A 23,273-nucleotide genomic window follows, 5' to 3' on the forward strand; every position below is an offset into this window, starting at 1 on the left:
GAGGGCCGCCGGGCGGCTACGTCACCGCCGGACCAGCTACGTCACCGCCGGTCGGGTACGTCACCGCTGGTCGGCTACTTCACCGACAGCGGCAGCAGCTTCCGTCCGGTGGGGCCGACCTGGATCTCGGTCTGCATCTGCGGGCAGACGCCGCAGTCGAAGCAGGGGGTCCAGCGGCAGTCGTCGACCTCGGTCTCGTCGAGGGAGTCCTGCCAGTCCTCCCACAGCCAGTCCTTGTCGAGGCCAGAGTCGAGGTGGTCCCAGGGCAGGACCTCCTCGTAGGTGCGCTCGCGCGTGGTGTACCAGTCGACGTCGAGGCCGAAGTCGGGCAGGGTCCGCTCGGCGCACTCCATCCACCGGTCGTAGCTGAAGTGCTCGCGCCAGCCGTCGAAGCGGCCGCCGTCCTCGTAGACGGCGCGGATGACCGCGCCCACCCGGCGGTCCCCGCGCGAGAGCAGGCCCTCGACGATGCCGGGCTTGCCGTCGTGGTAGCGGAAGCCGATCGAGCGGCCGTACTTCTTGTCGCCGCGGATCTTCTCGCGCAGCTTCTCCAGCCGGGCGTCGGTCTCCTCGGCGCTCAGCTGCGGGGCCCACTGGAAGGGGGTGTGCGGCTTGGGGACGAAGCCGCCGATGGAGACCGTGCAGCGGATGTCGTTCTTGCCGGACACCTCGCGGCCCTTGGCGATGACCTTGGTCGCCATGTCGGCGATCTGGAGCACGTCGTCGTCGGTCTCGGTGGGCAGACCGCACATGAAGTACAGCTTCACCTGCCGCCAGCCGTTGCCGTACGCGGTGGACACCGTACGGATGAGGTCCTCTTCCGAGACCATCTTGTTGATGACCTTACGGATGCGCTCACTGCCGCCCTCGGGGGCGAAGGTGAGGCCTGAGCGGCGCCCGTTGCGGGTCAGCTCGTTGGCGAGGTCGATGTTGAAGGCGTCCACCCGGGTCGACGGGAGGGACAGGCCGATCTTGTCCTCCTCGTACCGGTCGGCGAGGCCCTTGGCGATGTCTCCGATCTCGGTGTGGTCGGCGGAGGACAGCGACAGCAGGCCGACCTCCTCGAAACCGGTGGACTTCAGCCCCTTGTCGACCATCTCGCCGATTCCGGTGATCGACCGCTCGCGCACCGGGCGGGTGATCATGCCCGCCTGGCAGAAGCGGCAGCCCCGGGTGCAGCCGCGGAAGATCTCCACCGACATCCGCTCGTGGACGGTCTCGGCCAGCGGCACCAGCGGCTGCTTGGGGTAGGGCCACTCGTCGAGGTCCATGACGGTGTGCTTGGACACCCGCCACGGCACGCCCGAGCGGTTCGGCACCACGCGCGAGATCCGCCCGTCGGCCAGGTACTCCACGTCGTAGAACTTCGGAACGTAGACGCTGCCGGTGCGGGCGAGGCGGAAGAGCAGCTCATCGCGGCCGCCCGGACGGCCCTCGGCCTTCCAGGCGCGGATGATCCCGGTCATGTCGAGCACGGCCTGCTCACCGTCGCCGATCACCGCGCAGTCGATGAAGTCGGCGATCGGCTCGGGGTTGAACGCGGCGTGGCCGCCCGCGACCACCACGGGGTGGTCCTCGGTGCGGTCCACGGCGTCCAGGGGGATACCGGCGAGGTCCAGCGTGGTGAGCAGGTTGGTGTACCCCAGCTCGGTGGAGAAGGAGACGCCGAGGAAGTCGAACGCGGACACCGGGCGGTGCGAATCCACGGTGAACTGCGGCACCTTGTGCTCGCGCATCAGCTCCTCGAGGTCCGGCCACACGCTGTAGGTGCGCTCGGCGAGCACGCCCTCGCGCTCGTTGAGGACCTCGTAGAGGATCATGACGCCCTGGTTGGGGAGCCCGACCTCGTAGGCGTCCGGGTACATGAGCGACCAGCGGACGTCGCACGCCTCCCACTCCTTGACGGTGGAATTGAGCTCACCGCCTACGTACTGGATGGGCTTCTGCACATGCGGCAGCAGGGCCTCGAGCTGTGGGAAGACCGACTCGACAGACATCGCGGACTTTCGTGAAGCTGACAGGGGTGACCCTCAAGCGTACCTGCCCCGCCGGGCGCCCTCGCCACGGATCAGGCCTCCAGGTCCGCCCGGTGCTTCTTGCGCGAGATCTCGGCCCACAGGTCCGGCAGCTCACGCTCGCGGGCGGCCGCCCGCGCCTCCTCCCTGCCGTACAGCAGCCCGAAGGCGAAGTCGCTCTCCCCCGCCACATGCGCCTGGGTGGCCAGCTGCCGCAGCGCCTCGCGGGCCACGACGCTGTCCTGGTGGTCGCCGAGCACATCCTGTACGGCCCGCATACGGCGGGCGAACCGCTTGGCGGACTTGCCGAGCGCGGGCCGGGCCGTCTCGGCGGCGTAGCGCACGCGCTTGGCGGCCTTACGGGCCTGGTGGATGGCGATGTCGCGGTCCGGTCCCGGGGGCGTCTCCAGCGCGGTGGCCATACGGCCCGCCAGCCGCTCGTAGTCGCGCAGCACGGCCTTGGCGACCACCGGCGCGGCCGGCTTCGCGGCGTCGCGCCGCAGCGGCGGATCGGCCATCAGGGCGTCGAGGGTGTCCAGGAGCGTCAGGTAGCGCTCGCTGTCCAGCGCGCCCAGGACGGTGGCGCGGGCGCCGTCGCGCCGCCCGTGCGACCAGTGGTGCAGCCGTTCGCGCACCGGGCCGCGCCGGAGCTCCTCCAGCAGCTCGGCGAGACGGCCTTGGAGCCGCTCGGTGAGCACCTCGCGGTCGCGTTCCACGCCGAGCTCACCGGCCAGCCACTTCAGCTCGTCGCCGGTCGGATCGGTCACCGAACGGTCCAGGACCTTGCGGTAGGAGCGGAACGCGCTGCGCAGCCGGCGGGTGGCGACCCGCATCCGGTGCACCGCGTCCGGCACATCCCCGCGCACGGCCGGGTCGAGCCGCACCAGGGCGTCGATCTGACGGCGCATGTAGTCCAGGACGACATCGTCGGCGCCGAGCGGCCGACTGGGCTCCGACGCGGCCTGTGCGACCTGGCGGGCGGTCTTCGCGGGCTTACCGGGCTTGGCGGGCGTGCCGGGCTTGGCGGGCGCACCGGGCTTGGCAGGCGTGCCGGGCCCGCCTCCGCCGCGCTCGACCGCGACCGCGGCCTTCTCCGTCTCGACCAGGGCCTTGGCGAGCTTGGAGGGGGTGTCGGCACGGTGCAGACCGCCGTCGCGCAGCCGCGCCTCGACCGCGTCGAGCAGCCGCAGATCGTGGCCACGGCCCTCGGCCAGCTCGACCTCGACCTCGGTCCACCGGGCCGGCTCGCTCTCCTCTGGCGCCAGCCGCCGGGCCGTCACGCGGTCGACGGACACCTCGGCGAGCACCGTGCCGTCGGCGTCCACCAGATCCTTGCGGTCCCGCTCGGTGTGCAGATGGGCGAGCGGGCGCAGCGGATCGTGGCGGACCCGCGAGCGCAGCAGGGTGGCCATCTCGGCGGGCACCTCGTCGCCGAGCGGCGCCCGCAGCTCCTCCCGGGTGTCCGGGCCGACGGGCAGCTTCAGATGCCAGCCCTCGTCGTCGCCGCCGGTGCGGTGGCGCAAGGTGATGCCGTCGGCCAGCAGCCGCCGCCCCGGGGTGTCGTAGTAGGTGGCTTCCAGGGTGGCGACTCCCCGGCTCACCACGGTCGCGACCGGCCCCGCTCCGGTCAGTTCGGGCAGGCCCGGCAGGTCGGGCCGCCCGGACGGACCGGCTTCCTCGGCGGTGGCCTCGTACTTGCGCTCTATCTCCTGCTTCGTGTCCACCATGTGAGTCACGTACCCAAACTCGGGCTTATCAGCCCCAAGCGGAGACACCACGCCAGGCGGGCCAGGCGGACCCTATGCGGAGACAGGTCTCTGCACCCGGATGGACTGGAGCAACCCGATCGCGATCCATACGGCGAACATCGAGGACCCGCCGTAGGAGACGAACGGCAGCGGCAGACCGGCCACCGGCATGATGCCCAGCGTCATCCCGATGTTCTCGAACGCCTGGAAGGCGAACCAGGCGATGATCCCGGCCGCGACGACGGTCCCGTACAGCTCCGTGGTGTCGCGCGCGATCCGGCAGGCGCGCCACAGCACGACCCCCAGCAGCAGGATGATCAGGCCCGCGCCGAGGAAGCCGAGCTCCTCCCCCGCGACCGTGAAGACGAAGTCGGTCTGCTGCTCGGGGACGAACTGACCGGTGGTCTGGGTGCCGTGGAAGAGCCCCTTGCCGGTGAGCCCGCCCGAGCCGATCGCGATCCGCGCCTGGTTGGTGTTGTAGCCCACTCCGGCCGGGTCGAGCGCGGGGTTGGCGAAGGCGGCGAAGCGGTCGATCTGGTACTGGTCGAGGACGTGCAGCTGCCAGACGAGCAGCGCGCCCACCACGGCCGTGAGGATGAGCCCCGCGATCCAGCGGTTGGACGCGCCGGAGGAGAGCAGCACGGCGAGCACGATCATCGCCATGACCATCACCGAGCCGAGGTCCGGCATCAGCAGCACGATCGCGATGGGCAGCCCGGCCAGGCCGAGCGCCTGGACGACGGTGCGGTGGTCGGGGTTGAGCCGGTCGCCCGCGTCCACGCGCGCGGCCAGCAGCATCGCCATCCCCAGGATGATCGTGATCTTGGCGAACTCACCCGGCTGCAGGGAGAATCCGCCGCCGACCACGATCCATGCATGGGCGCCGTTGATCGTCGAGCCCAGCGGGGTGAGCACGGCGAGGACGAGGATGACGGACAGCCCGTAGAGGACCGGGACCGCGCCGCGCAGGGTGCGATGGCCCAGCCAGATGGTGCCGATGGCGAGCAGCAGCCCGATGCCGGTGTTGAGGGCGTGCCGGACCAGGAAGTAGTACGGGTCGCCCTGGTTGAGCTCGGTGCGGTTGCGGGTGGCTGAGTAGACGAGCGCCCCGCCGATCGCGGACAGGGCCAGAGCGGTGAGCAGCAGCACCCAGTCGAGGCGGCGGACGACCGAGTCGCGCGCCATGAGCTTGCTCCAGGCGCCGCGCTCCGGGGTGAAGCGGCGGACGGAGTACCCATGCGTGGACGCGCTCATGAATCAGCTCCCCGCCGCCGCTCCCGCGCGGCCGCCTCGAACTGCTTGCCGAGCGGCTGGGACTCGATGGAGCCGTCCGACGAGATCTTCGGCAGTTCGGCCTGCGGCTGGGGCAGCAGCGCCTTCTTCTTGTCGATGCCGCCCTTGGCGTCGACCCCGTACAGCGCGTTGTAGATTTTGCGCACGGCGGGGCCGGAGGCGCCGGAGCCGGTACCGCCCTGGGCGATCGTCATGACGACCGTGTAGTCCTTGGTGTACGTGGCGAACCAGGAGGTGGTCTGCTTGCCGTAGACCTCCGCGGTACCGGTCTTGGCATGCATCGGGATCTTGTTCTGCGGCCAGCCCTGGAACCGCCAGGCGGCGGTGCCCCGGGTGGCGACGCCCGCGAGCGCGCTGTCGATCTTGTCGCGGGTCTGGCCCTTCATCGGCAGCTTGCCGTGCGCCTGCGGCTTGATCTCCTGGATGTCCTTGCCGTCGGGGCTGACGATCGCCTTGCCGACGGTCGGGTCGTGGAGCGTGCCGCCGTTGCTGATGGCCGCGTAGATGGTGGCCATCTGGATCGGGGTGACGAGGGTGTCGCCCTGGCCGATGGAGTAGTTCACGGAGTCACCGGCGCGCATCTTCATGCCTTCGAGGCAGTTCTCGTAGGCGATCCGCTGGCCGTAGCTCCCGTCCTTCTTGCCGGTCTTGCACCAGGCGTCCTTGTTGGCCTTCCAGTAGTCCTTCTTCCACTGGCGGTCCGGGACCCGGCCGGTGACCTCGTTGGGGAGGTCGATGCCGGTCTCCTTACCGAGGCCGAACTGGTGGGCGGTCCGGTAGAACCAGTCCCCCGGCTTCTTCTTGGGCTTGTTGCCACCGTCCTTCTTCCACTGCTCGTAGGCGAGGTGGTAGAAGACGGTGTCGCAGGAGACCTCCAGCGCGCGGCCGAGGCTGATCCCGCCGTAGTTCTCGGACTCGAAGTTCTTGAAGACCTGGCTGCCGATGTTGAACGAGCTGGTGCAGGGATACGGCCCGTTGAAGGAGTAGCCGGCGTTGATCGCGGCGGTCGTCGGGACGACCTTGAAGATCGACCCCGGGGCCGCCTGGCCCTGGATCGCCCGGTTGAGCAGCGGGTAGTTGGACTTCTTGCCGGTGAGCTGCTTGTAGTCCTTGCCGGAGATACCGCCGACCCAGGCGTTGGGGTCGTACGTCGGGTTGGACGCCATGGCCACCACCCGGCCGGTCTTGGCCTCCATGACCACGACCGCGCCGGAGTCCGCCTTGTAGTTGGTGCCGGTGTTGCGGTCGTGCTGCTTGCGGGCGTCCCGCATCGCCTGGTCCAGCTCCTTCTCGGCGACGGCCTGGACCCGCGAGTCGATGCTGGTGACGACGTTGTCGCCGGGGCGGGCCCGCTGGCTCTCCCGCTGGCCGATGACCCGGCCGAGGTTGTCGACCTCGTAGCGGGTCACCCCCGCCTTGCCGCGCAGCTCGCTGTCGTACTGACGCTCGAGGCCATTGCTGCCGACCTGGTCGGAGCGGAGCAGGGGCGACTTGGTGTGCTCGGCCTCCTTCACCTGCTCATCGGTGACCGGGGAGAGATAGCCGAGCACCTGGGCGGCGTTGGAGCCGGCGGGCGCGGCATAGCGGCGCACGGCGGTGGGCTCGGCGCTGACGCCGGGGAAGTCCTCTTCGCGCTCGCGGATCTGGAGCGCCTGCTTGGCGCTGGCCTCGTCGGTGATCGGGATGGGCTGGTACGGGGAGCCGTTCCAGCAGGGCTGCGGGGTCTTGGCGTCGCACAGCCGTACCTTGTCCATGACGTCCTTGGGCTTCATGCCCAGGACGTCGGCGAGGCGGGTGAGGACGGCCTTGCCGTCGTCCGGCATCTTCATCAGCTCGGTGCGGCTGGCGGAGACCACCAGACGGGTCTCGTTGTCGGCCAGCGGCACCCCGCGGGCGTCCAGTATGGAACCGCGCACGGCGGGGTGGACGACCTGCTGGACGTGGTTGTTGGCGGCTTCGGCGGTGTACTCGTCGCCATTGCGGATCTGGAGGTACCACAGGCGTCCGCCGAGGGTCAGCAGCAGCGAGAAGACCAGGATCTGGAGGCCGACGAGCCGGATGGTGACCCGGGAGGTCCGACCGGTCTCAGGAATATTACTCATGGCGTCCCCTGAGGGCGGTGGCGGGAGACGGGTGGGCCGAGGGCGACGAGTGGGGGGCGGGAGACGGGCGGGCGGCGGGCGATGGGAGGGCATTGCTCACAGGCGCTTGACCCCCTTGATGCGTGCCGTCCTGTTCTTCCCCGTGCGGGGCAGCAGCCCGCCGCGCTGGCTGCCGATCCGGGGCGCCCGGCCCGTGCGCCTGAGCCGGCTCATCCGGCCGATCCGGCCGGTGCTGACGCCGCCCGCCGTGCTGATCCAGCGGGACGGGCTCTCGCCGCCGCCCGCGCTGTCGGCCATCGGATCGTTCTCACTCCGTCTGGCGATCCCCATGATCAGCGGCACCGTGAAGGGTGCCAGCAGCAGGTCGTAGAGGGCCGCGGTGAACAGCAGCTTGCCCAGGCCCACCTGACGGGCCGCGTCGTCGCCGACGAGGATGCCGACCCCGGCGTACAGCAGCGTGGCGCCGATGGCCGCCGCCACGACCACCAGCATCGGCCCGGTGGCCGACCTGAGCTGGCCGGTCTCCGGCTTGGCGAGCCCGGCCAGATACCCGATGACGCAGAGCACCAGGGCATAGCGGCCCGCGGCGTGGTCGGCAGGCGGGGCGAAGTCGGCGAGCAGCCCCGCACCGAAGCCGATGAGCGCGCCGCCGGTATGGCCGTAGACGAGCGCGAGACCGAGCACGACGAGCAGCAGCAGGTCCGGAACGGCGCCGGGCAGTTGGAGGCGGGCCAGTACGCAGATCTGGACGACGAGGGCGAAGACCACCAGGCAGGTCGACAGGACGATCCGGTTGAGGTGCAGCATCGGTCAGCTCCTGTTGGCGGCCGGGCTGGTGGCGGTGGCGGAGGGGTTGGCCGTGACGGTGACCGTGGGCGTCGGCTTGGGCTTCGCGGGCTTGGGCGGGAGCACGCTGTCCCGCGGGTTGACCCGCGGCGGCTGGACGACGACCCCGACGATGTCCAGCTTGCTGAACCGGACGTACGGGCGCACCCGGAGCGTGCGGGTCAGATCGCCTCCGGTGGGATCGACACCGACGACCTTGCCGACCGGGACGCCGGGGACGAACGGCTTGTCCGCCTGCGAGCCGAAGGTGACCATCCGGTCGCCCTTCTTGATCCGGGCCTTGCCGTTGAGGAGCTGCACATGGAGCGAGCGGTCGCCGCGCCCGGTGGCGAAACCGAGCTCGCCCGATCCCTCCATACGGGTGCCGACGGTGAAGTCCGGGTCGATCGCGAGCAGCACGGTGGCCGTCGAGGAGCCGACGGTGGTGACCCGGCCGACCAGCCCGTCGCCGTTGATGACGGTCATGTCGCGGCGGATGCCGTCGCCGCTGCCCATGTCGATGGTGACGGTCCAGGAGAAGCCCTGGGCGGCGCCGATGCCGATGACCTGGGCGCCCTTGATGCCGTATTGACCGGCGCCGGCGGTCTTGAGCAGCTTGTCGAGCTCGGCGGAGCGGGCGCGGTCGCGGGCGTTGTTGCCGAGCCGCTGCTTGAGCTTGGTGTTCTCCTCCTCCAGCCGGCGGACCCGGTCGTGCCGGTCACCGGATTCCCGTACGGCCGCGACCGCGTTGCCGACCGGATCCACGGCGGAGGCGACACCGTCCTCCACAGGCCCGAAGACGGAAGCGGCGGCATGCCGGGCGCCGTCGAGGGGTGAGTCCTCGCCGCCGCGGATATCCACCGTGATCAGCGCGAACGCGATGGCGACCAGCAGCACCAGGAGCAGCCGGCTCTCTCGTGTGTCCCTCACGTGCGGCGACGTGCCTTCCTCGTCGAAGTCGGACCGGTGCCGGAGATGTGATGACCGGTCGGTCCTGGGGAGCCTTATGCCTGTATATCAGCGTTCCGCCGCACGGGCAGCCAACCACCCGTACGGCCGGTCCGCCGGGTTGTCATCTGCGGGGCTGGGCGTCCAGCACCTGCTGGAGCGCCTCGAACTCCTCCACACACTTGCCGGACCCGAGTGCGACGGAGTCCAGCGGGTCCTCGGCGATGTGGATCGGCATCCCGGTCTCGCGGCGCAGCCGCTCGTCCAGGCCGCGCAGCAGCGCACCGCCGCCGGTGAGCACGATGCCGCGGTCCATGACGTCGCCGGAGAGCTCCGGGGGGCACTTGTCGAGGGTGGTCTTGACCGCGTCGACGATCGAGTTGACCGGCTCCTCCATGGCCTTGCGGACCTCGGCGGCCGAGATCACGACGGTCTTGGGGAGGCCGCTGACGAGGTCACGGCCGCGGATCTCGGTGTGCTCCTCCTCGTCGCCCTCGTACGCCGAGCCAATGGTGATCTTGATGTTCTCGGCGGTGCGCTCGCCGAGCAGCAGGCTGTACTCCTTCTTGATGTGCTGGATGATCGCGTTGTCCAGCTCATCGCCCGCCACCCGGATGGACTGCGCGGTGACGATGCCGCCCAGCGAGATGACGGCGACCTCGGTGGTGCCGCCGCCGATGTCCACGACCATGTTGCCGGTGGCCTCGTGGACCGGAAGGCCGGAGCCGATGGCCGCGGCCATGGGTTCCTCGATGATGTGCACCTGACGGGCGCCCGCCTGGGTGGACGCCTCGATGACGGCACGGCGCTCGACCCCGGTGATACCGGACGGCACGCAGACGACCACTCGGGGCCGGGCGAGATACCGTCGCTTATGGATCTTGAGGATGAAGTACCGCAACATCCGCTCGGTGATCTCGAAGTCGGCGATAACGCCGTCTTTGAGCGGACGCACAGCGACGATGTTGCCAGGAGTGCGGCCGATCATCTTCTTCGCCTCGGCGCCCACGGCGAGAATTCCGCCGGTGTTGGTGTTGATGGCGACGACGGATGGCTCGTTGAGGACGATCCCGCGGCCCCTGACGTACACCAGCGTGTTGGCGGTCCCGAGGTCGACAGCCATGTCACGGCCGATGAACGACATGTTGTTCCCCATGAGGATACGTCAGGCCTTCCCTGCTGGAGCGATTGCTTGCTAGAGGTCGGCAGGATGGGTGTGCGCTGCGAGGCGCAGAGACTTCATCGTAGTCACGCCCGCTCGAACACGCTGCGGGGGTCCTCCGCCATTGTCAGCAGAACACGACCCCGCCTCCTCTAATGGTGACGTCGTGTCGCGGAGATGCGTTCCCCCGATCGGCTCGCATATGCCAAAGGGCGGCCGGGTAATTCGGCCGCCCCCAGGTCAGCAGGGGTGTGGCAACCTGATGATCAAACTGATGGCCGATCAGTAACGATCGGATCGGGGTCAGGCGATCCCGGGAAAGAAAATCTTGATTTCCCGTTCGGCGGACTCCGCCGAGTCGGAGGCATGGATCAGATTTTCCCGAACGATGGTGCCGAAATCGCCACGGATGGAGCCCGGCGCCGCGGCGATCGGGTCGGTCGGCCCGGCCAGCGCCCGGACGCCCTCGATCACCCGCTCGCCCTCGACCACCAGCGCCACGGCCGGACCGGAGGCCATGAACTCCACCAGCGGCTCGTAGAACGGCTTGCCGACATGCTCGGCGTAGTGCTGCTCCAGAACCTCACGCTCCAGCTGACGCAGCTCGAGGGCGCTGATCGTCCAGCCCGCCTTCTTCTCGATCCGCCCCAGAATCTCGCCCACCAGTCCGCGTCGGACGGCGTCGGGCTTGAGCAGGACGAGCGTGCGCTGGCTCACGGTGCGGGCTCCTTTGGGAAAGACATGCGGCGGGGCTGTGAGGCAGAGGCTACATGGGGGAACGACGGCCACGTCACACAGCGTCAGGCGAGGCGGCCGAGGACGCGGCGAACCGCGCCTTGGCCTCGTCGACCTTGCGGCCGAAGTGGACCGAGGCCCACCACAGCGCGGCGAAGACCGCCCCGAGGAAGAACATGGTGGGCACCACGAAACCGCTCAGCACCAGCCCGATCTGCAGGGCCCAGCCGATCTGCACCGCACCCGGACGGCTCAGCAGCCCGCACAGCAGCACGCACAGCCCCATGGCGATTCCGCTGACCGTCCAGACGGTGCCCGTGGACAGCCCGGACGTCTTCATCGCGACCAGCCCGGCGAAGCCGATCACGAAGAACTCGCCGATGAGGGTGGAAGCGCACAGCGTTCGCATATCAGCCCTTTCCCAGGAGGAGCCGGGCCTCGCCGACCGTGATCACCGACCCGGTCACCAGAACGCCCGCTCCGGCGTATTCGCCCTCTTCCTCCGCCAGGGTGATGGCGGCCTCCAGAGCGTCGTCCAGCCGCGGCTCGACCTGGACCCGGTCGGAGCCGAAGACCTCGACGGCGATCGCGGCCAGCTCGTCCGGGTCCATGGCGCGATGGCTGGAATTGCCGGTCACCACGACCTCGGCGAAGATCGGCTCGAAGGCTTCCAGCAGACCGCGCACGTCCTTGCCGTCACTCGCCCCGACCACGCCGATCAGCCGGCTGAAGTCGAAGGACTCGGTGACCGCCGCGGCGGCGGCACGGGCGCCCGCGGGATTGTGCGCGGCGTCCAGCACCACGGTGGGGCTGCGGCGCACGACCTCCATCCGGCCGGGCGAGGTCACGGAGGCGAAGGCGGAGCGGATGGTGTCGATGTCGAGCGGACGGGCGTGCTGGGAGCCGACGCCGAAGAACGCCTCCACGGCGGCCAGCGCCATCGCCGCGTTGTGCGCCTGATGGGCGCCGTGCAGCGGGAGGAAGACATCGGTGTACTCCCCGCCGAGGCCGCGCAGGGTCAGCAGCTGACCGCCGACCGCCACCTCCCGGGACAGCACACCGAACTCCATGCCCTCACGGGCGACCGTGGCATCCACCTCGACCGCGCGCTTGAGCACCACCGAGGCGGCCTCCACCGGCTGCTGCGCGAGCACCACGGTGGCGTCCTGCTTCACTATCCCGGCCTTCTCGACGGCGATCTGCTCCGGAGTGGTGCCGAGCCGGTCGGTGTGGTCCAGCGAGATCGGCATGATCACCGCGACGCCCGCGTCGATCACATTGGTGGCGTCCCAGGAGCCGCCCATGCCGACCTCGACCACCGCGATGTCCACCGGCGCGTCCGCGAAGGCCGCGTACGCCATGCCGGTGAGCACCTCGAAGAAGGACAGCCGGTGCTCCTGCTGGGCGTCGACCATCTCGATGTACGGCTGGATGTCCTGGTACGTCTCGATGAACCGCTCGGCGGAGATCGGCGTCCCGTCCAGGCTGATCCGCTCGGTGATCGACTGGACATGGGGGCTGGTGTAGCGGCCGGTGCGCAGCTCGAAGGCGCCCAGCAGCGACTCGATCATGCGGGCAGCGCTGGTCTTGCCGTTCGTACCGGTGATGTGGATCGACGGATAGGCCCGCTGCGGCGAGCCGAGGATGTCCATCAGCGACTCGATCCGCACCAGCGACGGGTCCAGCTTGGTCTCCGGCCAGCGCCTGGCCAGCTCGCCCTCCACCTCCCGCAGGGCGCGGTCCACCTCGGGGTCGGCCGGGCGGGCCGGGATGCCGTCCCCCTGCGGCGGCCCGGACTGCGCACGCAGCGTCCGGCTGCCGGCCTCGATCACCGCCAGATCGGGGTCACGGTCGGTCTCGGCTCCGACGATCTCTTCGAACTCGTCGGACTCGTTCTGGGGACGCTCCTCGCTCACGCGGACCAGTCTACGAGGGAGGGGTGACAACCCGGCCCAGCGCCATCCCCACCCAGGTCACGAGCCGGTATCTGTGACAAGGCGGCTCGCCTCCGGGGCGCTTCAGTCTCCCCCAGCTACCGCTGGGAGGTGCCCCCTGTCGACGGTCGACGTGCTCGGTCGCCCACGCGGCGGAGCCGCACATCGATCGGAGCCCTCGCTCCCTGCGCGCGTCTCCCTTACGACAGCGACGCGCCCCTTCGGCTCACTCGCCGGCCAACGCCGCATTCATCATCGACTTGGCGATCGGCCCCGCCAGGCCGCCGCCGGAGATGTCGGCGCGGGCCGCGTCGCTGTCCTCGACCACCACCGCGACCGCGACCTTGTGGCCGCCGCCGGCGTCCGCGTAACTGATGAACCACGCGTACGGATTGGCGCTGTTGTTCTCACCGTGCTGGGCGGTGCCGGTCTTGCCGCCCACCGTCACCCCGGAGATCTTGGCGTTGGTCCCGGTCCCCTGGTCCACGACCGTCCGCATCGCGGACTGCAGCTCGGACGCGGTGTGCCGGGACATCGCCTGGCTGTAGGTCTTGGCCGAGCTCCGGTCCAGGGCGGACGCGCTGCCGTCCGTGGTGCGGTCGACCTCGTACGGGGTCATCAGCTTGCCGTCGTTCGCGATGGCCGAGGAGACCATCGCCATCTGCAGCGGAGTGGCCGTCACATCGAACTGCCCCATGCCGGTCAGGGCCGTCTGCGAGTCGTTCATACCGCTCGGGTAGGTGCTCTTCGCGGCGCGCACCGGGATGTCCAGCTCGGCATCGTCGAAGCCGAGCTTCTTGGCCTCCGCCGCCACCTTGGACTGGCCGAGGTCCACGGCCATCTTCGCGAAGACCGTGTTGCACGAGTACTGGAGGGCGGTGCGTATGTTCGCGTTCTTACAGGGCGCCGACCTGTTCTCGTTGTGCATATCGGTGACCGTGCCCGGCAGCCGGTACGGATCCGGGCTCTTGGTCGGCTCGTCCACCGACGAGTACAGCCCGTTCTCCAGCGCCGCGGCGGCGACCAGGACCTTGAAGGTCGAGCCCGGCGGGTACGTCTGGCGCAGCGCGCGGTTCAGCATCGGCTGCTTGTCGTCCTTCTGGAGCGCGGTCCACGCCTTCTGGTCCGCCGTGGAGGAGCCCGCGAAGGTGCCGGGGTCGTACGAGGGGGTGCTGGCCAGGCCCAGGACGGCGCCGGTGGTGGGGTCGAGCGCCACGGCCGCGCCGGTCTTGTTCCCCAGCCCCTCGTAGGCGGCCTTCTGCACGGCCGGGTTGACCGTGGTGATCACGTCGCCGGGCTTGGACCGCTCCCGCGTCACCGCCTCGAGCGGGTTCTTCAGCCGGCTGTCGGAGCCGTCGAGCACCTGCCGCTCCAGGGCCTCCACCTGAGTGCTGCCGTAGGACTGGGAGGCGTAACCGGTGACCGGCGCCCAGAGCTTCCCGTCCGGGTAGGTGCGCTTGTACTTCAGATCGCCCTTGGTGGCCGCCGAGCCGGTGACCGGCTTACCGCCGGCGATGATGTCGCCCAGCGGCCCGGCGTACTCGGAGATGGCCACCCGGGCGTTGCGCGGGTCCTCCCGGAGACTGTCGCCTCTCGCCAACTGCACATAGGTGACCCAGGCGAGCAGGGCCAGCACGAGCAGCAGCGAGAACACCGATGCCCTTCTCAGGGGCTTGTTCATGGAGGGGGAGCTCCTTCCGGGACGTACGGCCGGATAACTCCCTGAAGGCAGTGTTTGGTTCCCGGTGGGGTATTGCTGTGTGGCGCCTGTGAGGCGTCTGTGGGGCCTCTCCAAGGGCCCGTGAGGCTTCTCCGGGGTGTCTGTGGCATATCGCACACACCTCACGCGCGAGCGCCCCCGCCGGAATCCGGCGGGGGCGCTGTGGTGCGATCGGTACTCCTCGGTGGTCAGCCCTTGGGGAGGGCCGCCAACTGGGCGGTGATCCGGGCGATATCGGCCTCGGCGGTCGCCTGCCGGGTGCGGATCTTCTCCACGACATGGTCGGGGGCCTTGGCCAGGAAGCCCTCGTTGGACAGCTTCGCGGTCGTCTGCGCCTTGTCCTTCTCGGCCGCGGCGAGGTCCTTGGCCAGCCGCTTGCGCTCGGCCTCGACGTCGATCGCACCGGACAGGTCCAGCGCCACGGTCGCGCCCGCGACCGGCAGCGACGCGGTGGCCGTGAAGCCCTCACCGGCCGGCTGGAGCCGCAGCAGGGAGCGCATCGCGTCCTCGTGTGCGGCCAGCGAGGTGCCGGACAGCTCCAGCCGGGCGGGAACCCGCTGACCGGGCTGGAGGCCCTGGTCGGCGCGGAACCTGCGGACCTCGGTGACCACCTGCTGGAGGTTCTCGATCTCCCGCTCGGCCGCCTCGTCCCGGAAGCCGCTGTCGCCCGGCCAGTCCGCGATGACGACGGACTCCTGGCCGGTCAGCGAGGTCCACAGCTTCTCGGTGACGAACGGGACCACCGGGTGCAGCAGCCGCAGCGTGACGTCCAGGACCTCGCCGAGGACGCGCCGCGCGGCGTCGGCCTCCGCGCCGCCCTTGGCGAAGGTGGTCTTGGACAGCTCGACGTACCAGTCGAAGACCTCGTCCCATGCGAAGTGGTAGAGGACGTCGGAGAGCTTGGCGAACTGGTAGTCCTCGTAGTAGGCGTCGACCTCGGCAACCACCGCGTTCAGCCGGGACAGGATCCAGCGGTCGGTGGCCGACAGCCGCTCGGGGGCGGGCAGTTCGCCCTCGACCGTGGCGCCGTTCATCAGCGCGAAGCGGGTCGCGTTCCAGATCTTGTTGGCGAAGTTGCGGGACGCCTGGACCCAGTCCTCGCCGATCGGGACGTCCACGCCGGGGTTGGCGCCCCGGGCCAGGGTGAAGCGGACCGCGTCCGATCCATAGGTGTCCATCCAGTCCAGCGGATTGACCGCGTTCCCAAAGGACTTGGACATCTTCTTGCCGAACTGGTCACGGACCATGCCGTGCAGCGCGATGGTGTGGAACGGCGGGGTGCCGTCCATCGCGTACAGGCCGAACATCATCATCCGGGCGACCCAGAAGAAGAGGATGTCGTAGCCGGTGACCAGGACCGAGTTCGGATAGAACTTCTCCATGCTCTCGGTCCGCTCGGGCCAGCCGAGCGTGGAGAACGGCCACAGGCCGGAGGAGAACCAGGTGTCCAGGACGTCGCTGTCCTGGTGCCAGCCCTCGCCGCCCGGCGGCTGCTCGTCCGGTCCGACGCAGACGACCTCGCCGTTCGGCCCGTACCAGACCGGGATCCGGTGGCCCCACCACAGCTGGCGCGAAATGCACCAGTCGTGGAGGTTGTCGACCCAGTCGAAGTAGCGCTTCGACATGTCCTCCGGGTGGATCCTCACCCGGCCGTCGCGGACCGCGTCACCCGCGGCCTTGGCCAGCGGGCCGACCTTGACCCACCACTGCATGGACAGCCGCGGCTCGATGGTGGTCTTGCAGCGCGAGCAGTGGCCCACGGAGTGGGTGTACGGACGCTTCTCGGCCACGATCCGGCCCTCGGCGCGCAGGGCGCCGACGACGGCGCTGCGCGCCTCCAGCCGGTCCAGGCCCTGGAAGGGGCCGTGGGCGGTGATGACCGCGTGCTCGTCCATGACGGTCAGGTTGGGCAGGCCGTGCCGCTGCCCGATCTCGAAGTCGTTCGGGTCGTGGGCCGGCGTGACCTTGACCGCGCCGGTGCCGAACTCGGGGTCGACGTGCTCGTCGGCGACGACCGGGATCCGGCGGCCGGTCAGCGGCAGCTCGATCTCGGTGCCGACCAGGTGGCGGTAGCGCTCGTCGTCGGGGTGGACGGCGACCGCGGTGTCGCCCAGCATCGTCTCGGCACGGGTCGTGGCGACGACGATGGACGCATCCCCCTCGCCGTACCGGATCGAGACGAGCTCGCCGTCATCGTCGTCGTACTCCACCTCGATGTCCGAGATGGCCGTAAGGCAGCGCGGGCACCAGTTGATGATGCGCTCGGCGCGGTAGATCAGCTCGTCCTCGTAGAGCCGCTTGAAGATCGTCTGGACGGCCTTGGAGAGCCCCTCGTCCATGGTGAAGCGCTCGCGGTTCCAGGCCACGCCGTCGCCCAGGCGCCGCATCTGGCCGGAGATCTGCCCGCCGGATTCGCTCTTCCACCGCCAGACGCGCTCGACGAACGCCTCGCGGCCCAGGTCGTGGCGGGAGACGCCCTCCTTGGCCAGCTCGCGCTCGACCACGTTCTGCGTGGCGATACCGGCGTGGTCCATTCCCGGCTGCCAGAGCGTCTCAAAGCCCTGCATTCGCTTGCGCCGGGTGAGCGCATCGATGATCGTGTGCTCGAAGGCATGGCCGAGGTGGAGCGAGCCGGTCACATTGGGGGGCGGGATGACGATGGTGTAGGGCTCTTTGTCGCTCTTCGCGTCCGCCTCGAAGTAACCGCGCTCTACCCAGCGCTCGTACAGCGGCCCCTCTACATCGGCCGGCGCGTACTGGGTCGGCAGTTCGGGGTGGCTGTTCGGCCCGCTCGCGGGGCGCTGCGAAGAGTTCTCGGTCACCTCCGCAGTCTAAAGGGCCGCGGCCTTCCGTTACGAACCCGTTGTGGCCCCGGCGCCAAGGCCCCCGAGGGCGTCGGGAAGGATGTTTGGAACCTGTCATGCGCATAAGGAGAGGCACATGAGCCATCAGCAGCCGCCGCCGCAGCCCGGCCCCTACGGGGGCCAGCCAGGGCCGTACGGCGCCGGTCAGCCTCCCGTGCCCAATCCGTACGCGCAGCAGCCCGGTCCCTACGGACAGCCTCCGCAGCCGCCCCAGCCAGGCTACGGCTACCCCGGACAGCCGCAGGGCCAACCCGGCCCGTATGGACAGCCCGCGAACCCTTACGGTCAGCCGCCGCAGCCGCCCCAGCCGGGCCCCGCGCCCCAGCAGGGTCCTGGCTACTACGGCGGGCCGCAGACCCCGCCGCCCCCGGGACCGGCGGCCGGTGGCAACGGCAAGGGCAGGAAGGTGGGTCTCGCGGTCGGCGCGGTGGTGGTCGTGGCGGCACTGGGGGCGGGGGCGTTCGCGCTGTTCGGCGGCGGCAGCGGCGGCCCGTACAAGCTGACCACGCCCGACACCGTGGCCTCGGACTACGAGCGCCAGGGCTCGGGCACGGACGACAGCGATCTGTCCGCGGCGGGCCGGAAGGACCTCCAGCAGGTGCCGGTCGTCAAGGACCCGCATCTGGTGGCGGCCGACTACCAGACCTCCGGTAAGGAGATGCTGAAGTTCACCGGCGTCTGGGGCGAGGTGACCGACCCGGAGCGGGGCGCGGACCTCGCGCTGGCGGTCATCGTCAAGACGCTGCAGGACAACGGCACCGCGCAGGCCAAGGGCAGCCCCCAGACGTTCTCACCGGACGGTTTCGACGGGGACGTCCTGAAGTGCCAGTCCATGAAGTTCACCTCGGATCAGGGATCCATGGAGGCCCCCGCGTGCGTCTGGGGCGACAAGGACACCCTGGGCGTCACGGTCATGGCGGATCCGGCGGCCGCGGTGCTCGGTGGTGGCATGTCCCTTGAGGACGCCGCCGGCATCACGGCCAAGGTGCGCAAGGACGCGCGCGTCGAGATCGACGGCTAGCCCGCGGCCGGCGCACAGCAACACAACAGCACGATTTCTAACGAGGGATACAGATGAGCTACAACCAGCCGGGCCCCTACGGCCAGCAGCCCCAACAGCCGGGTCCCTACGGACAGGGTGGAGCGGCCGGCCAGCCCGGCTACGGCTACCCGCAGCAGCCGGGTCAGCCGGGTCCCTACGGACAGCCGCAGCAGCCGCCCCAGCAGGGCTACGGCTACCCCGGGCAGCCGCAGCAGGGCCAGCCGGGCCCCTACGGCCAGCAGCCGAACCCGTACGGCCAGCAGCAGCCGTACGGCCAGCCGGGCATGCCGGGGCCGTACCAGCCGGGTCCGGGCCAGGGCGGCGGCAAGAAGAAGGGCCTGGCGATCGCGATCGGCGCGGTGGTCGTGGTGGCCGCGGTCGTCGGCGGTGTCCTGGTGTTCAAGGGCGGGGACGACAGCGGTGGCGGCGGTAAGGTCGCCGACGACGGCAAGCGGTACAAGCTCACCACCCCCGCGACGGTGGCCGGCGACTACACCAAGAGCTCCTCCGGCGGTGGCGGGCTCACCTCCTCGGACGCGGACGACTTCGAGAAGTTCGGCGTCACCAACCCCAAGACCGAGAGCGCGGAGTACAAGTCCGGCGAGGGCATGAGCGCCAAGCAGCTGCAGCTCAACGGCGTCTGGGGCGAGGTGAAGGACCCCGAGGCGGTCGTCGACGGCGCCTTCTCGAAGATCGCGCAAGAGGCCGAGAAGGACCCCTCCACCAGCAATGGGATGAAGGCCGAGCTCGTGGGCAGCCCGGAGACGGTGACGCCCAGCGGCTTCGAGAACGCCGTGATGAAGTGCCAGAACACCAAGTTCACCCCGACCGGGGACTCCGGCTCCAGCGGCATACCCACCAAGGGCTTCTCGATCCCGATCTGCATGTGGGGCGACAACAGCACGGTGGCCTATGTGGTCGTCTCCGACGCGGCCGCGGCGCTGTCCGGCAAGAGCATGTCGCTCGACGAGGCCGGTGACATCACCGCGAAGGTCCGCAACGACGCGCGCGTGGAGATCAAGTAGCCGAGCGGGCCGCGCAGTTCACAGGCCACAGCCGATCCGGAGGGGGACCCCCACAGCCATGAGCCACAACCAGCCACCGCCGCCGGGGCCCTACGGCGGCGGACCCGGCCCGTACGGGGGCGCCCAGCCCAATCCGTACGGCGGGGGGCAGCAGCGGCCCGCGGAGCCCAACCCGTACGCGCAGACGCCGGGGTACGGCTATCCGCAGGCGCAGCCCCCGCAGGGCTACGGCTACCCGCAGCAGGCGGGTCAGCCGGGTCCCTACGGCCAGCCGCCCTACCCCGCGCCGCCCGCGGCCGGCGGGGGCGGCAACCGCACCAAGATCATCGCGGTGACGGTGGCCGGGCTCGTGGTGGTGGGCGCGATCGTCACCGGCGCCGTGGTGCTGTCCGGCGGCGACGACGGCCCGAAGGCGATGAAGCTGGTCACCCCCAAGACGCTCGCCGACGGCACCTACACGCTGGACAAGGGCACGGACGACCTCGACAACGAGGGCACCAGCGTGCAGGGCAGCATGCCCGAGGGCGCGACCTCGGTCCTGGCCCAGTACAAGCGGTCGGACGACGACAATTCGGGGCTCGCCTTCTCCGGTATGTACGGCGACATCAGCGACCCGGACACGGTCCGCGACGAGATGTTCAAGGGCTTCGCGGGCGGCGACGGCTCCCCCACGGTGGAGCGGAAGCGCAAGCGGTTCCAGCCGAAGGGCGCTGACGGCCCGTCGGTGGAGTGCGAGGTGGTCAAGCTCTACGACCGGGTCTACGCCCCGGCCTGCGTCTGGGCGGAGGAGACGGACGCGGCGATGGTGCTCGACGTCAACGCGGAGAACACCTCGGCGTCGGACGCCGACATGGAGTCCTTCGCCAAGGTGACCGCGGGCATCTACCAGGACACCCGCAAGCCCGCCTGAACCGCCCGCAAAGCGGCCACAGGGCGCGTACGACACGAAGAGGGCCCCGGGAGACCGGGGCCCTCTTCGTACGCCCTCAGCGGGGCGGCTACGCGTGCGGGGGCGGCTACGCGCTCTTCTCGTGCCGCTCGCCCGGCTCGGTGCCGCGGGTGCGGGGCACCAGCGTGGGGTTCACATTGGAGTGCACGACGTCCTCGGTGATGACGACGCGGGCCACGTCCTTGCGGGACGGCACCTCGTACATCGCCGACATCAGCACCTCCTCGATGATCGCGCGCAGGCCCCGGGCCCCGGTGCCGCGCAGGATCGCCTGGTCGGCGATGGCCTCCAGGGCCGGGCGGTCGAAGTCCAGCTCCACCCCGTCGAGCTCGAACAGCCGCTGGTACTGCTTCACCAGGGCGTTCCGCGGCTCGACGAGGATCTGCAGCAGCGCCTCGCGGTCGAGGTTGTGGACGGAGGTGATGACCGGGAGACGGCCGATGAATTCCGGGATCATTCCGAACTTCACCAGGTCCTCGGGCATGACCTCCTGGAACTGGTCGCTCGCCTCGATCTCGCGCTTGGAGCGGATCGTGGCGCCGAATCCGATGCCCTTGGCACCCGCCCGCGCCTCGATGATCTTCTCCAGACCGGCGAAGGCGCCGCCCACGATGAACAGCACATTCGTGGTGTCGATCTGGATGAACTCCTGGTGCGGATGTTTCCGGCCGCCCTGCGGCGGCACCGACGCCGTGGTCCCTTCCAGGATCTTCAGCAGCGCCTGCTGAACGCCCTCGCCGGACACATCGCGGGTGATCGAGGGGTTCTCGCTCTTGCGGGCCACCTTGTCGATCTCGTCGATGTAGATGATGCCCGTCTCGGCCTTCTTGACGTCGTAGTCGGCGGCCTGGATCAGCTTGAGGAGGATGTTCTCCACGTCCTCGCCGACATAGCCCGCCTCGGTGAGCGCGGTGGCGTCGGCGATGGCGAAGGGCACGTTGAGCATCCGGGCGAGGGTCTGCGCGAGCAGCGTCTTGCCGGAGCCGGTGGGGCCGAGCAGCAGGATGTTGGACTTGGCCAACTCGATGCCGTCGTCGCGGTTGCTGCCGCCGTTCTCGCCCGCCTGGACCCGCTTGTAGTGGTTGTAGACGGCGACCGAGAGGGCCTTCTTGGCGGCCTCCTGGCCGACCACATAGCCCTCGAGGAATTCATAGATCTCGCGCGGCTTGGGGAGTTCCTCCCAGCGCACTTCGGAGGTCTCGGCGAGCTCCTCCTCGATGATCTCGTTGCAGAGATCGATGCATTCATCGCAGATGTACACACCCGGGCCCGCGATGAGCTTCTTCACCTGCTTCTGGCTCTTCCCGCAGAACGAGCACTTGAGCAGGTCGCCGCCGTCACCGATGCGTGCCACGAGGTGCTTCCCCTTCGCCTTGGATCCGCTTTGCTGCGCGGAACCGGGTGCTTGCGCTGCGCTTTCTGCTTCTTTCCCGTGGGCCGGGGCCCTCAGCCCTCTACGACGGTACCTTGCCGGGCCCCCGGTTCGGGCCCCCCTTGGACCTACTCGGTCCAAGGGGGGTGTTTCCACCGAAGATTCAGCCGAGACCGACCGAGGTCTTACGGGTGGAGACGATCTGGTCGACAAGACCGTACGCCAGGGACTCCTCGGCCGTGAGGATCTTGTCCCGCTCGATGTCGTCGCGGATCTTCTCGATGGGCGTCGTGGAGTGCTTGGCCAGCATCTCCTCGAGCTGCGAGCGCATCCGCAGGATCTCGTTGGCCGCGATCTCCAGGTCGGAGACCTGACCCCGCCCGGTCTCACTGTACGGCTGGTGGATCAGGATCCGGGCATTGGGCAGGGCCATCCGCTTGCCCGGCGTCCCGGCGGCGAGCAGCACGGCCGCGGCGGACGCGGCCTGGCCCATGCACACCGTCTGGATGTCGGGCTTGACGAACTGCATCGTGTCGTAGATGGCGGTCAGCGCGGTGAACGAGCCGCCGGGAGAGTTGATGTAGACCGAAATGTCACGGTCCGGGTCCATCGACTCCAGGCACAGCAGCTGCGCCATGACGTCGTTGGCCGAGGCGTCGTCGATCTGGACGCCCAGGAAGATCACGCGCTCTTCGAAGAGCTTGGCGTACGGGTCGTACTCGCGGATGCCCTGGGAGGTGCGCTCGACGAAACGCGGAACGACATAGCGAGATTCGGCCATCGGGCCGTCGTACAGGCCGCTGCCGGGGAAGTTGCTCATCTGGGTCTTCACCATCCTGTGGCGATCTGGGGGCTGGAGGTCGGCTACGGGACGGCGGGCCTCAGGCCCCGGTGCCGCCCCCGCCCGGAACGCTGGAGGCGGACGTCATGACGTCGTCGACCAGGCCGTACTCCTTGGCCTCGTCGGCGGAGAACCAGCGGTCGCGGTCGGAGTCACGGACGATCTGCTCAACCGTCTGACCGGTGTGGAAGGAGGTCAGCTCGGCCATGCGCTTCTTGGTGTGCAGCAGTCGCTCGGCATGGATCTTGATGTCCGAGGCGGAACCCGCCAGACCCGCGGAGGGCTGGTGGATCAGGATCTCGGCGTTGGGGAGCGCGAAGCGCTTGCCCGGGGTGCCCGCGCTGAGCAGGAACTGGCCCATCGACGCGGCGAGGCCCATGGCGATGGTGACCACGTCGTTCTGGATGTACTGCATGGTGTCGTAGATCGCCATGCCCGCCGAGATCGAGCCGCCCGGGGAGTTGATGTAGAGGTAAATGTCCTTTTCCGGATCGGCGGCGAGCAGGAGCAGCTGAGCCGTGATCTTGTTGGCGATGTCGTCGTCGACCGGCTGGCCGAGGAAGATGATCCGCTCGCCGAGCAGCCGGTTGTAGACCTGGTCGCCGAGGCCACCGACGGTCGGCTCGCCGGCGGCGGAAGGCATCGTATTCGTCACGTATCCACCTGCTCGTCTCTGACGGCTGACTGGCCGTCTCAGC

Annotated in this window: 18 protein-coding genes; 3 read left to right on the top strand and 15 right to left on the bottom strand. The window is 69.6% G+C overall.

Features of this window, described 5'->3' with window-relative positions:
• Positions 1 to 74: 74 nt before the first annotated feature.
• The 12 genes from J2Z30_RS30625 to J2Z30_RS30680 form a co-directional block, all read right to left on the bottom strand.
• Positions 75 to 1,997, bottom strand: a complete 1,923-nt coding sequence (locus J2Z30_RS30625; RefSeq protein ID WP_044575349.1) for a TIGR03960 family B12-binding radical SAM protein — start codon at positions 1,995 to 1,997, stop codon at positions 75 to 77.
• Positions 1,998 to 2,068: 71 nt separating this feature from the next.
• Positions 2,069 to 3,742: a CYTH and CHAD domain-containing protein gene (locus J2Z30_RS30630; RefSeq protein ID WP_044575346.1), complete on the bottom strand. Its 1,674-nt coding sequence runs from the start codon at positions 3,740 to 3,742 to the stop codon at positions 2,069 to 2,071.
• A 72-nt stretch (positions 3,743 to 3,814) separates the two neighbouring features.
• Positions 3,815 to 5,017, bottom strand: coding sequence for a rod shape-determining protein RodA (gene rodA / locus J2Z30_RS30635; RefSeq protein ID WP_020871344.1), 1,203 nt, complete (start codon positions 5,015 to 5,017; stop codon positions 3,815 to 3,817).
• Positions 5,014 to 7,158, bottom strand: a complete 2,145-nt coding sequence (mrdA, locus tag J2Z30_RS30640) for a penicillin-binding protein 2 (protein WP_044575337.1) — start codon at positions 7,156 to 7,158, stop codon at positions 5,014 to 5,016. The genes rodA and mrdA overlap by 4 nt, the downstream gene beginning before the upstream one ends.
• Positions 7,159 to 7,254: 96 nt before the next feature.
• Entirely contained in the window at positions 7,255 to 7,962 is a 708-nt protein-coding gene (mreD, locus tag J2Z30_RS30645) for a rod shape-determining protein MreD (protein WP_107073561.1), read from the bottom strand.
• Positions 7,963 to 7,968: 6 nt separating this feature from the next.
• Positions 7,969 to 8,913, bottom strand: coding sequence for a rod shape-determining protein MreC (gene mreC / locus J2Z30_RS30650; RefSeq protein WP_044575318.1), 945 nt, complete (start codon positions 8,911 to 8,913; stop codon positions 7,969 to 7,971).
• 142 nt (positions 8,914 to 9,055) lie between these two features.
• Entirely contained in the window at positions 9,056 to 10,075 is a 1,020-nt protein-coding gene (locus J2Z30_RS30655; RefSeq protein WP_037946248.1) for a rod shape-determining protein, read from the bottom strand.
• A 321-nt stretch (positions 10,076 to 10,396) separates the two neighbouring features.
• Positions 10,397 to 10,810, bottom strand: coding sequence for a nucleoside-diphosphate kinase (ndk, locus tag J2Z30_RS30660; RefSeq protein ID WP_044575308.1), 414 nt, complete (start codon positions 10,808 to 10,810; stop codon positions 10,397 to 10,399).
• 73 nt (positions 10,811 to 10,883) lie between these two features.
• Positions 10,884 to 11,237, bottom strand: coding sequence for a DUF4233 domain-containing protein (locus J2Z30_RS30665; protein ID WP_044575305.1), 354 nt, complete (start codon positions 11,235 to 11,237; stop codon positions 10,884 to 10,886).
• A gap of 1 nt (position 11,238) precedes the next feature.
• Positions 11,239 to 12,744: a bifunctional tetrahydrofolate synthase/dihydrofolate synthase gene (gene folC / locus J2Z30_RS30670; RefSeq protein ID WP_044575302.1), complete on the bottom strand. Its 1,506-nt coding sequence runs from the start codon at positions 12,742 to 12,744 to the stop codon at positions 11,239 to 11,241.
• Positions 12,745 to 12,988: 244 nt separating this feature from the next.
• On the bottom strand, positions 12,989 to 14,443 hold the full coding sequence (locus tag J2Z30_RS30675) for a peptidoglycan D,D-transpeptidase FtsI family protein (RefSeq protein ID WP_044575299.1): 1,455 nt from the start codon (positions 14,441 to 14,443) through the stop codon (positions 12,989 to 12,991).
• A 227-nt stretch (positions 14,444 to 14,670) separates the two neighbouring features.
• Positions 14,671 to 17,304 carry a valine--tRNA ligase gene (locus J2Z30_RS30680; RefSeq protein ID WP_044575296.1) on the bottom strand — a complete coding sequence of 878 codons (2,634 nt, stop codon included), beginning with the start codon at positions 17,302 to 17,304 and terminating at the stop codon, positions 14,671 to 14,673.
• A gap of 118 nt (positions 17,305 to 17,422) precedes the next feature.
• Here J2Z30_RS30680 and J2Z30_RS30685 point away from each other — a divergent pair, with 118 nt between their 5' ends.
• Genes J2Z30_RS30685 through J2Z30_RS30695 form a run of 3 tightly spaced genes read left to right on the top strand, consistent with a single transcriptional unit; the run spans position 17,423 to position 20,323 of the window.
• A complete protein-coding gene (locus J2Z30_RS30685) occupies positions 17,423 to 18,367 on the top strand; it encodes a hypothetical protein (protein WP_044575292.1) in 945 nt (314 codons plus the stop codon).
• Between the two features lie 53 nt (positions 18,368 to 18,420).
• On the top strand, positions 18,421 to 19,413 hold the full coding sequence (locus J2Z30_RS30690) for a hypothetical protein (protein WP_044575286.1): 993 nt from the start codon (positions 18,421 to 18,423) through the stop codon (positions 19,411 to 19,413).
• Between the two features lie 58 nt (positions 19,414 to 19,471).
• Positions 19,472 to 20,323: a hypothetical protein gene (locus tag J2Z30_RS30695; RefSeq protein ID WP_044575284.1), complete on the top strand. Its 852-nt coding sequence runs from the start codon at positions 19,472 to 19,474 to the stop codon at positions 20,321 to 20,323.
• Between the two features lie 106 nt (positions 20,324 to 20,429).
• Here the strand turns inward: J2Z30_RS30695 and clpX are convergent, their stop codons facing one another.
• The 3 genes from clpX to J2Z30_RS30710 all read right to left on the bottom strand — a co-directional run bounded on the left by clpX (position 20,430) and on the right by J2Z30_RS30710 (position 23,230).
• Positions 20,430 to 21,716 (bottom strand): ATP-dependent Clp protease ATP-binding subunit ClpX, encoded by a 1,287-nt coding sequence (gene clpX, locus J2Z30_RS30700; RefSeq protein ID WP_044575272.1) that lies wholly within the window; start codon positions 21,714 to 21,716, stop codon positions 20,430 to 20,432.
• Between the two features lie 181 nt (positions 21,717 to 21,897).
• Complete coding sequence (locus tag J2Z30_RS30705) at positions 21,898 to 22,554, bottom strand: ATP-dependent Clp protease proteolytic subunit (protein ID WP_044575269.1); 657 nt, start codon at positions 22,552 to 22,554, stop codon at positions 21,898 to 21,900.
• Positions 22,555 to 22,615: 61 nt separating this feature from the next.
• The gene (locus tag J2Z30_RS30710) at positions 22,616 to 23,230 is read right to left on the bottom strand and encodes an ATP-dependent Clp protease proteolytic subunit (RefSeq protein ID WP_044575266.1); all 615 of its coding nucleotides are present in this window, start codon (positions 23,228 to 23,230) and stop codon (positions 22,616 to 22,618) included.
• Between the last annotated feature and the right edge of the window lie 43 nt (positions 23,231 to 23,273).

Source organism: Streptomyces iranensis (assembly GCF_017874715.1).
Lineage (GTDB): Bacteria > Actinomycetota > Actinomycetes > Streptomycetales > Streptomycetaceae > Streptomyces > Streptomyces iranensis.

Bases quoted from the DNA above. Each gene is read 5' to 3' on its own strand.
- J2Z30_RS30625 (WP_044575349.1), bottom strand. From the start codon at position 1,997: ATGTCTGTCGAGTCGGTCTTCCCACAGCTCGAGGCCCTGCTGCCGCAT.
- J2Z30_RS30630 (WP_044575346.1), bottom strand. From the start codon at position 3,742: ATGGTGGACACGAAGCAGGAGATAGAGCGCAAGTACGAGGCCACCGCC.
- rodA (WP_020871344.1), bottom strand. From the start codon at position 5,017: ATGAGCGCGTCCACGCATGGGTACTCCGTCCGCCGCTTCACCCCGGAG.
- mrdA (WP_044575337.1), bottom strand. From the start codon at position 7,158: ATGAGTAATATTCCTGAGACCGGTCGGACCTCCCGGGTCACCATCCGG.
- J2Z30_RS30655 (WP_037946248.1), bottom strand. From the start codon at position 10,075: ATGTCGTTCATCGGCCGTGACATGGCTGTCGACCTCGGGACCGCCAAC.
- J2Z30_RS30665 (WP_044575305.1), bottom strand. From the start codon at position 11,237: ATGCGAACGCTGTGCGCTTCCACCCTCATCGGCGAGTTCTTCGTGATC.
- J2Z30_RS30675 (WP_044575299.1), bottom strand. From the start codon at position 14,443: ATGAACAAGCCCCTGAGAAGGGCATCGGTGTTCTCGCTGCTGCTCGTG.
- J2Z30_RS30685 (WP_044575292.1), top strand. From the start codon at position 17,423: ATGAGCCATCAGCAGCCGCCGCCGCAGCCCGGCCCCTACGGGGGCCAG.
- J2Z30_RS30690 (WP_044575286.1), top strand. From the start codon at position 18,421: ATGAGCTACAACCAGCCGGGCCCCTACGGCCAGCAGCCCCAACAGCCG.
- J2Z30_RS30695 (WP_044575284.1), top strand. From the start codon at position 19,472: ATGAGCCACAACCAGCCACCGCCGCCGGGGCCCTACGGCGGCGGACCC.
- J2Z30_RS30705 (WP_044575269.1), bottom strand. From the start codon at position 22,554: ATGAGCAACTTCCCCGGCAGCGGCCTGTACGACGGCCCGATGGCCGAA.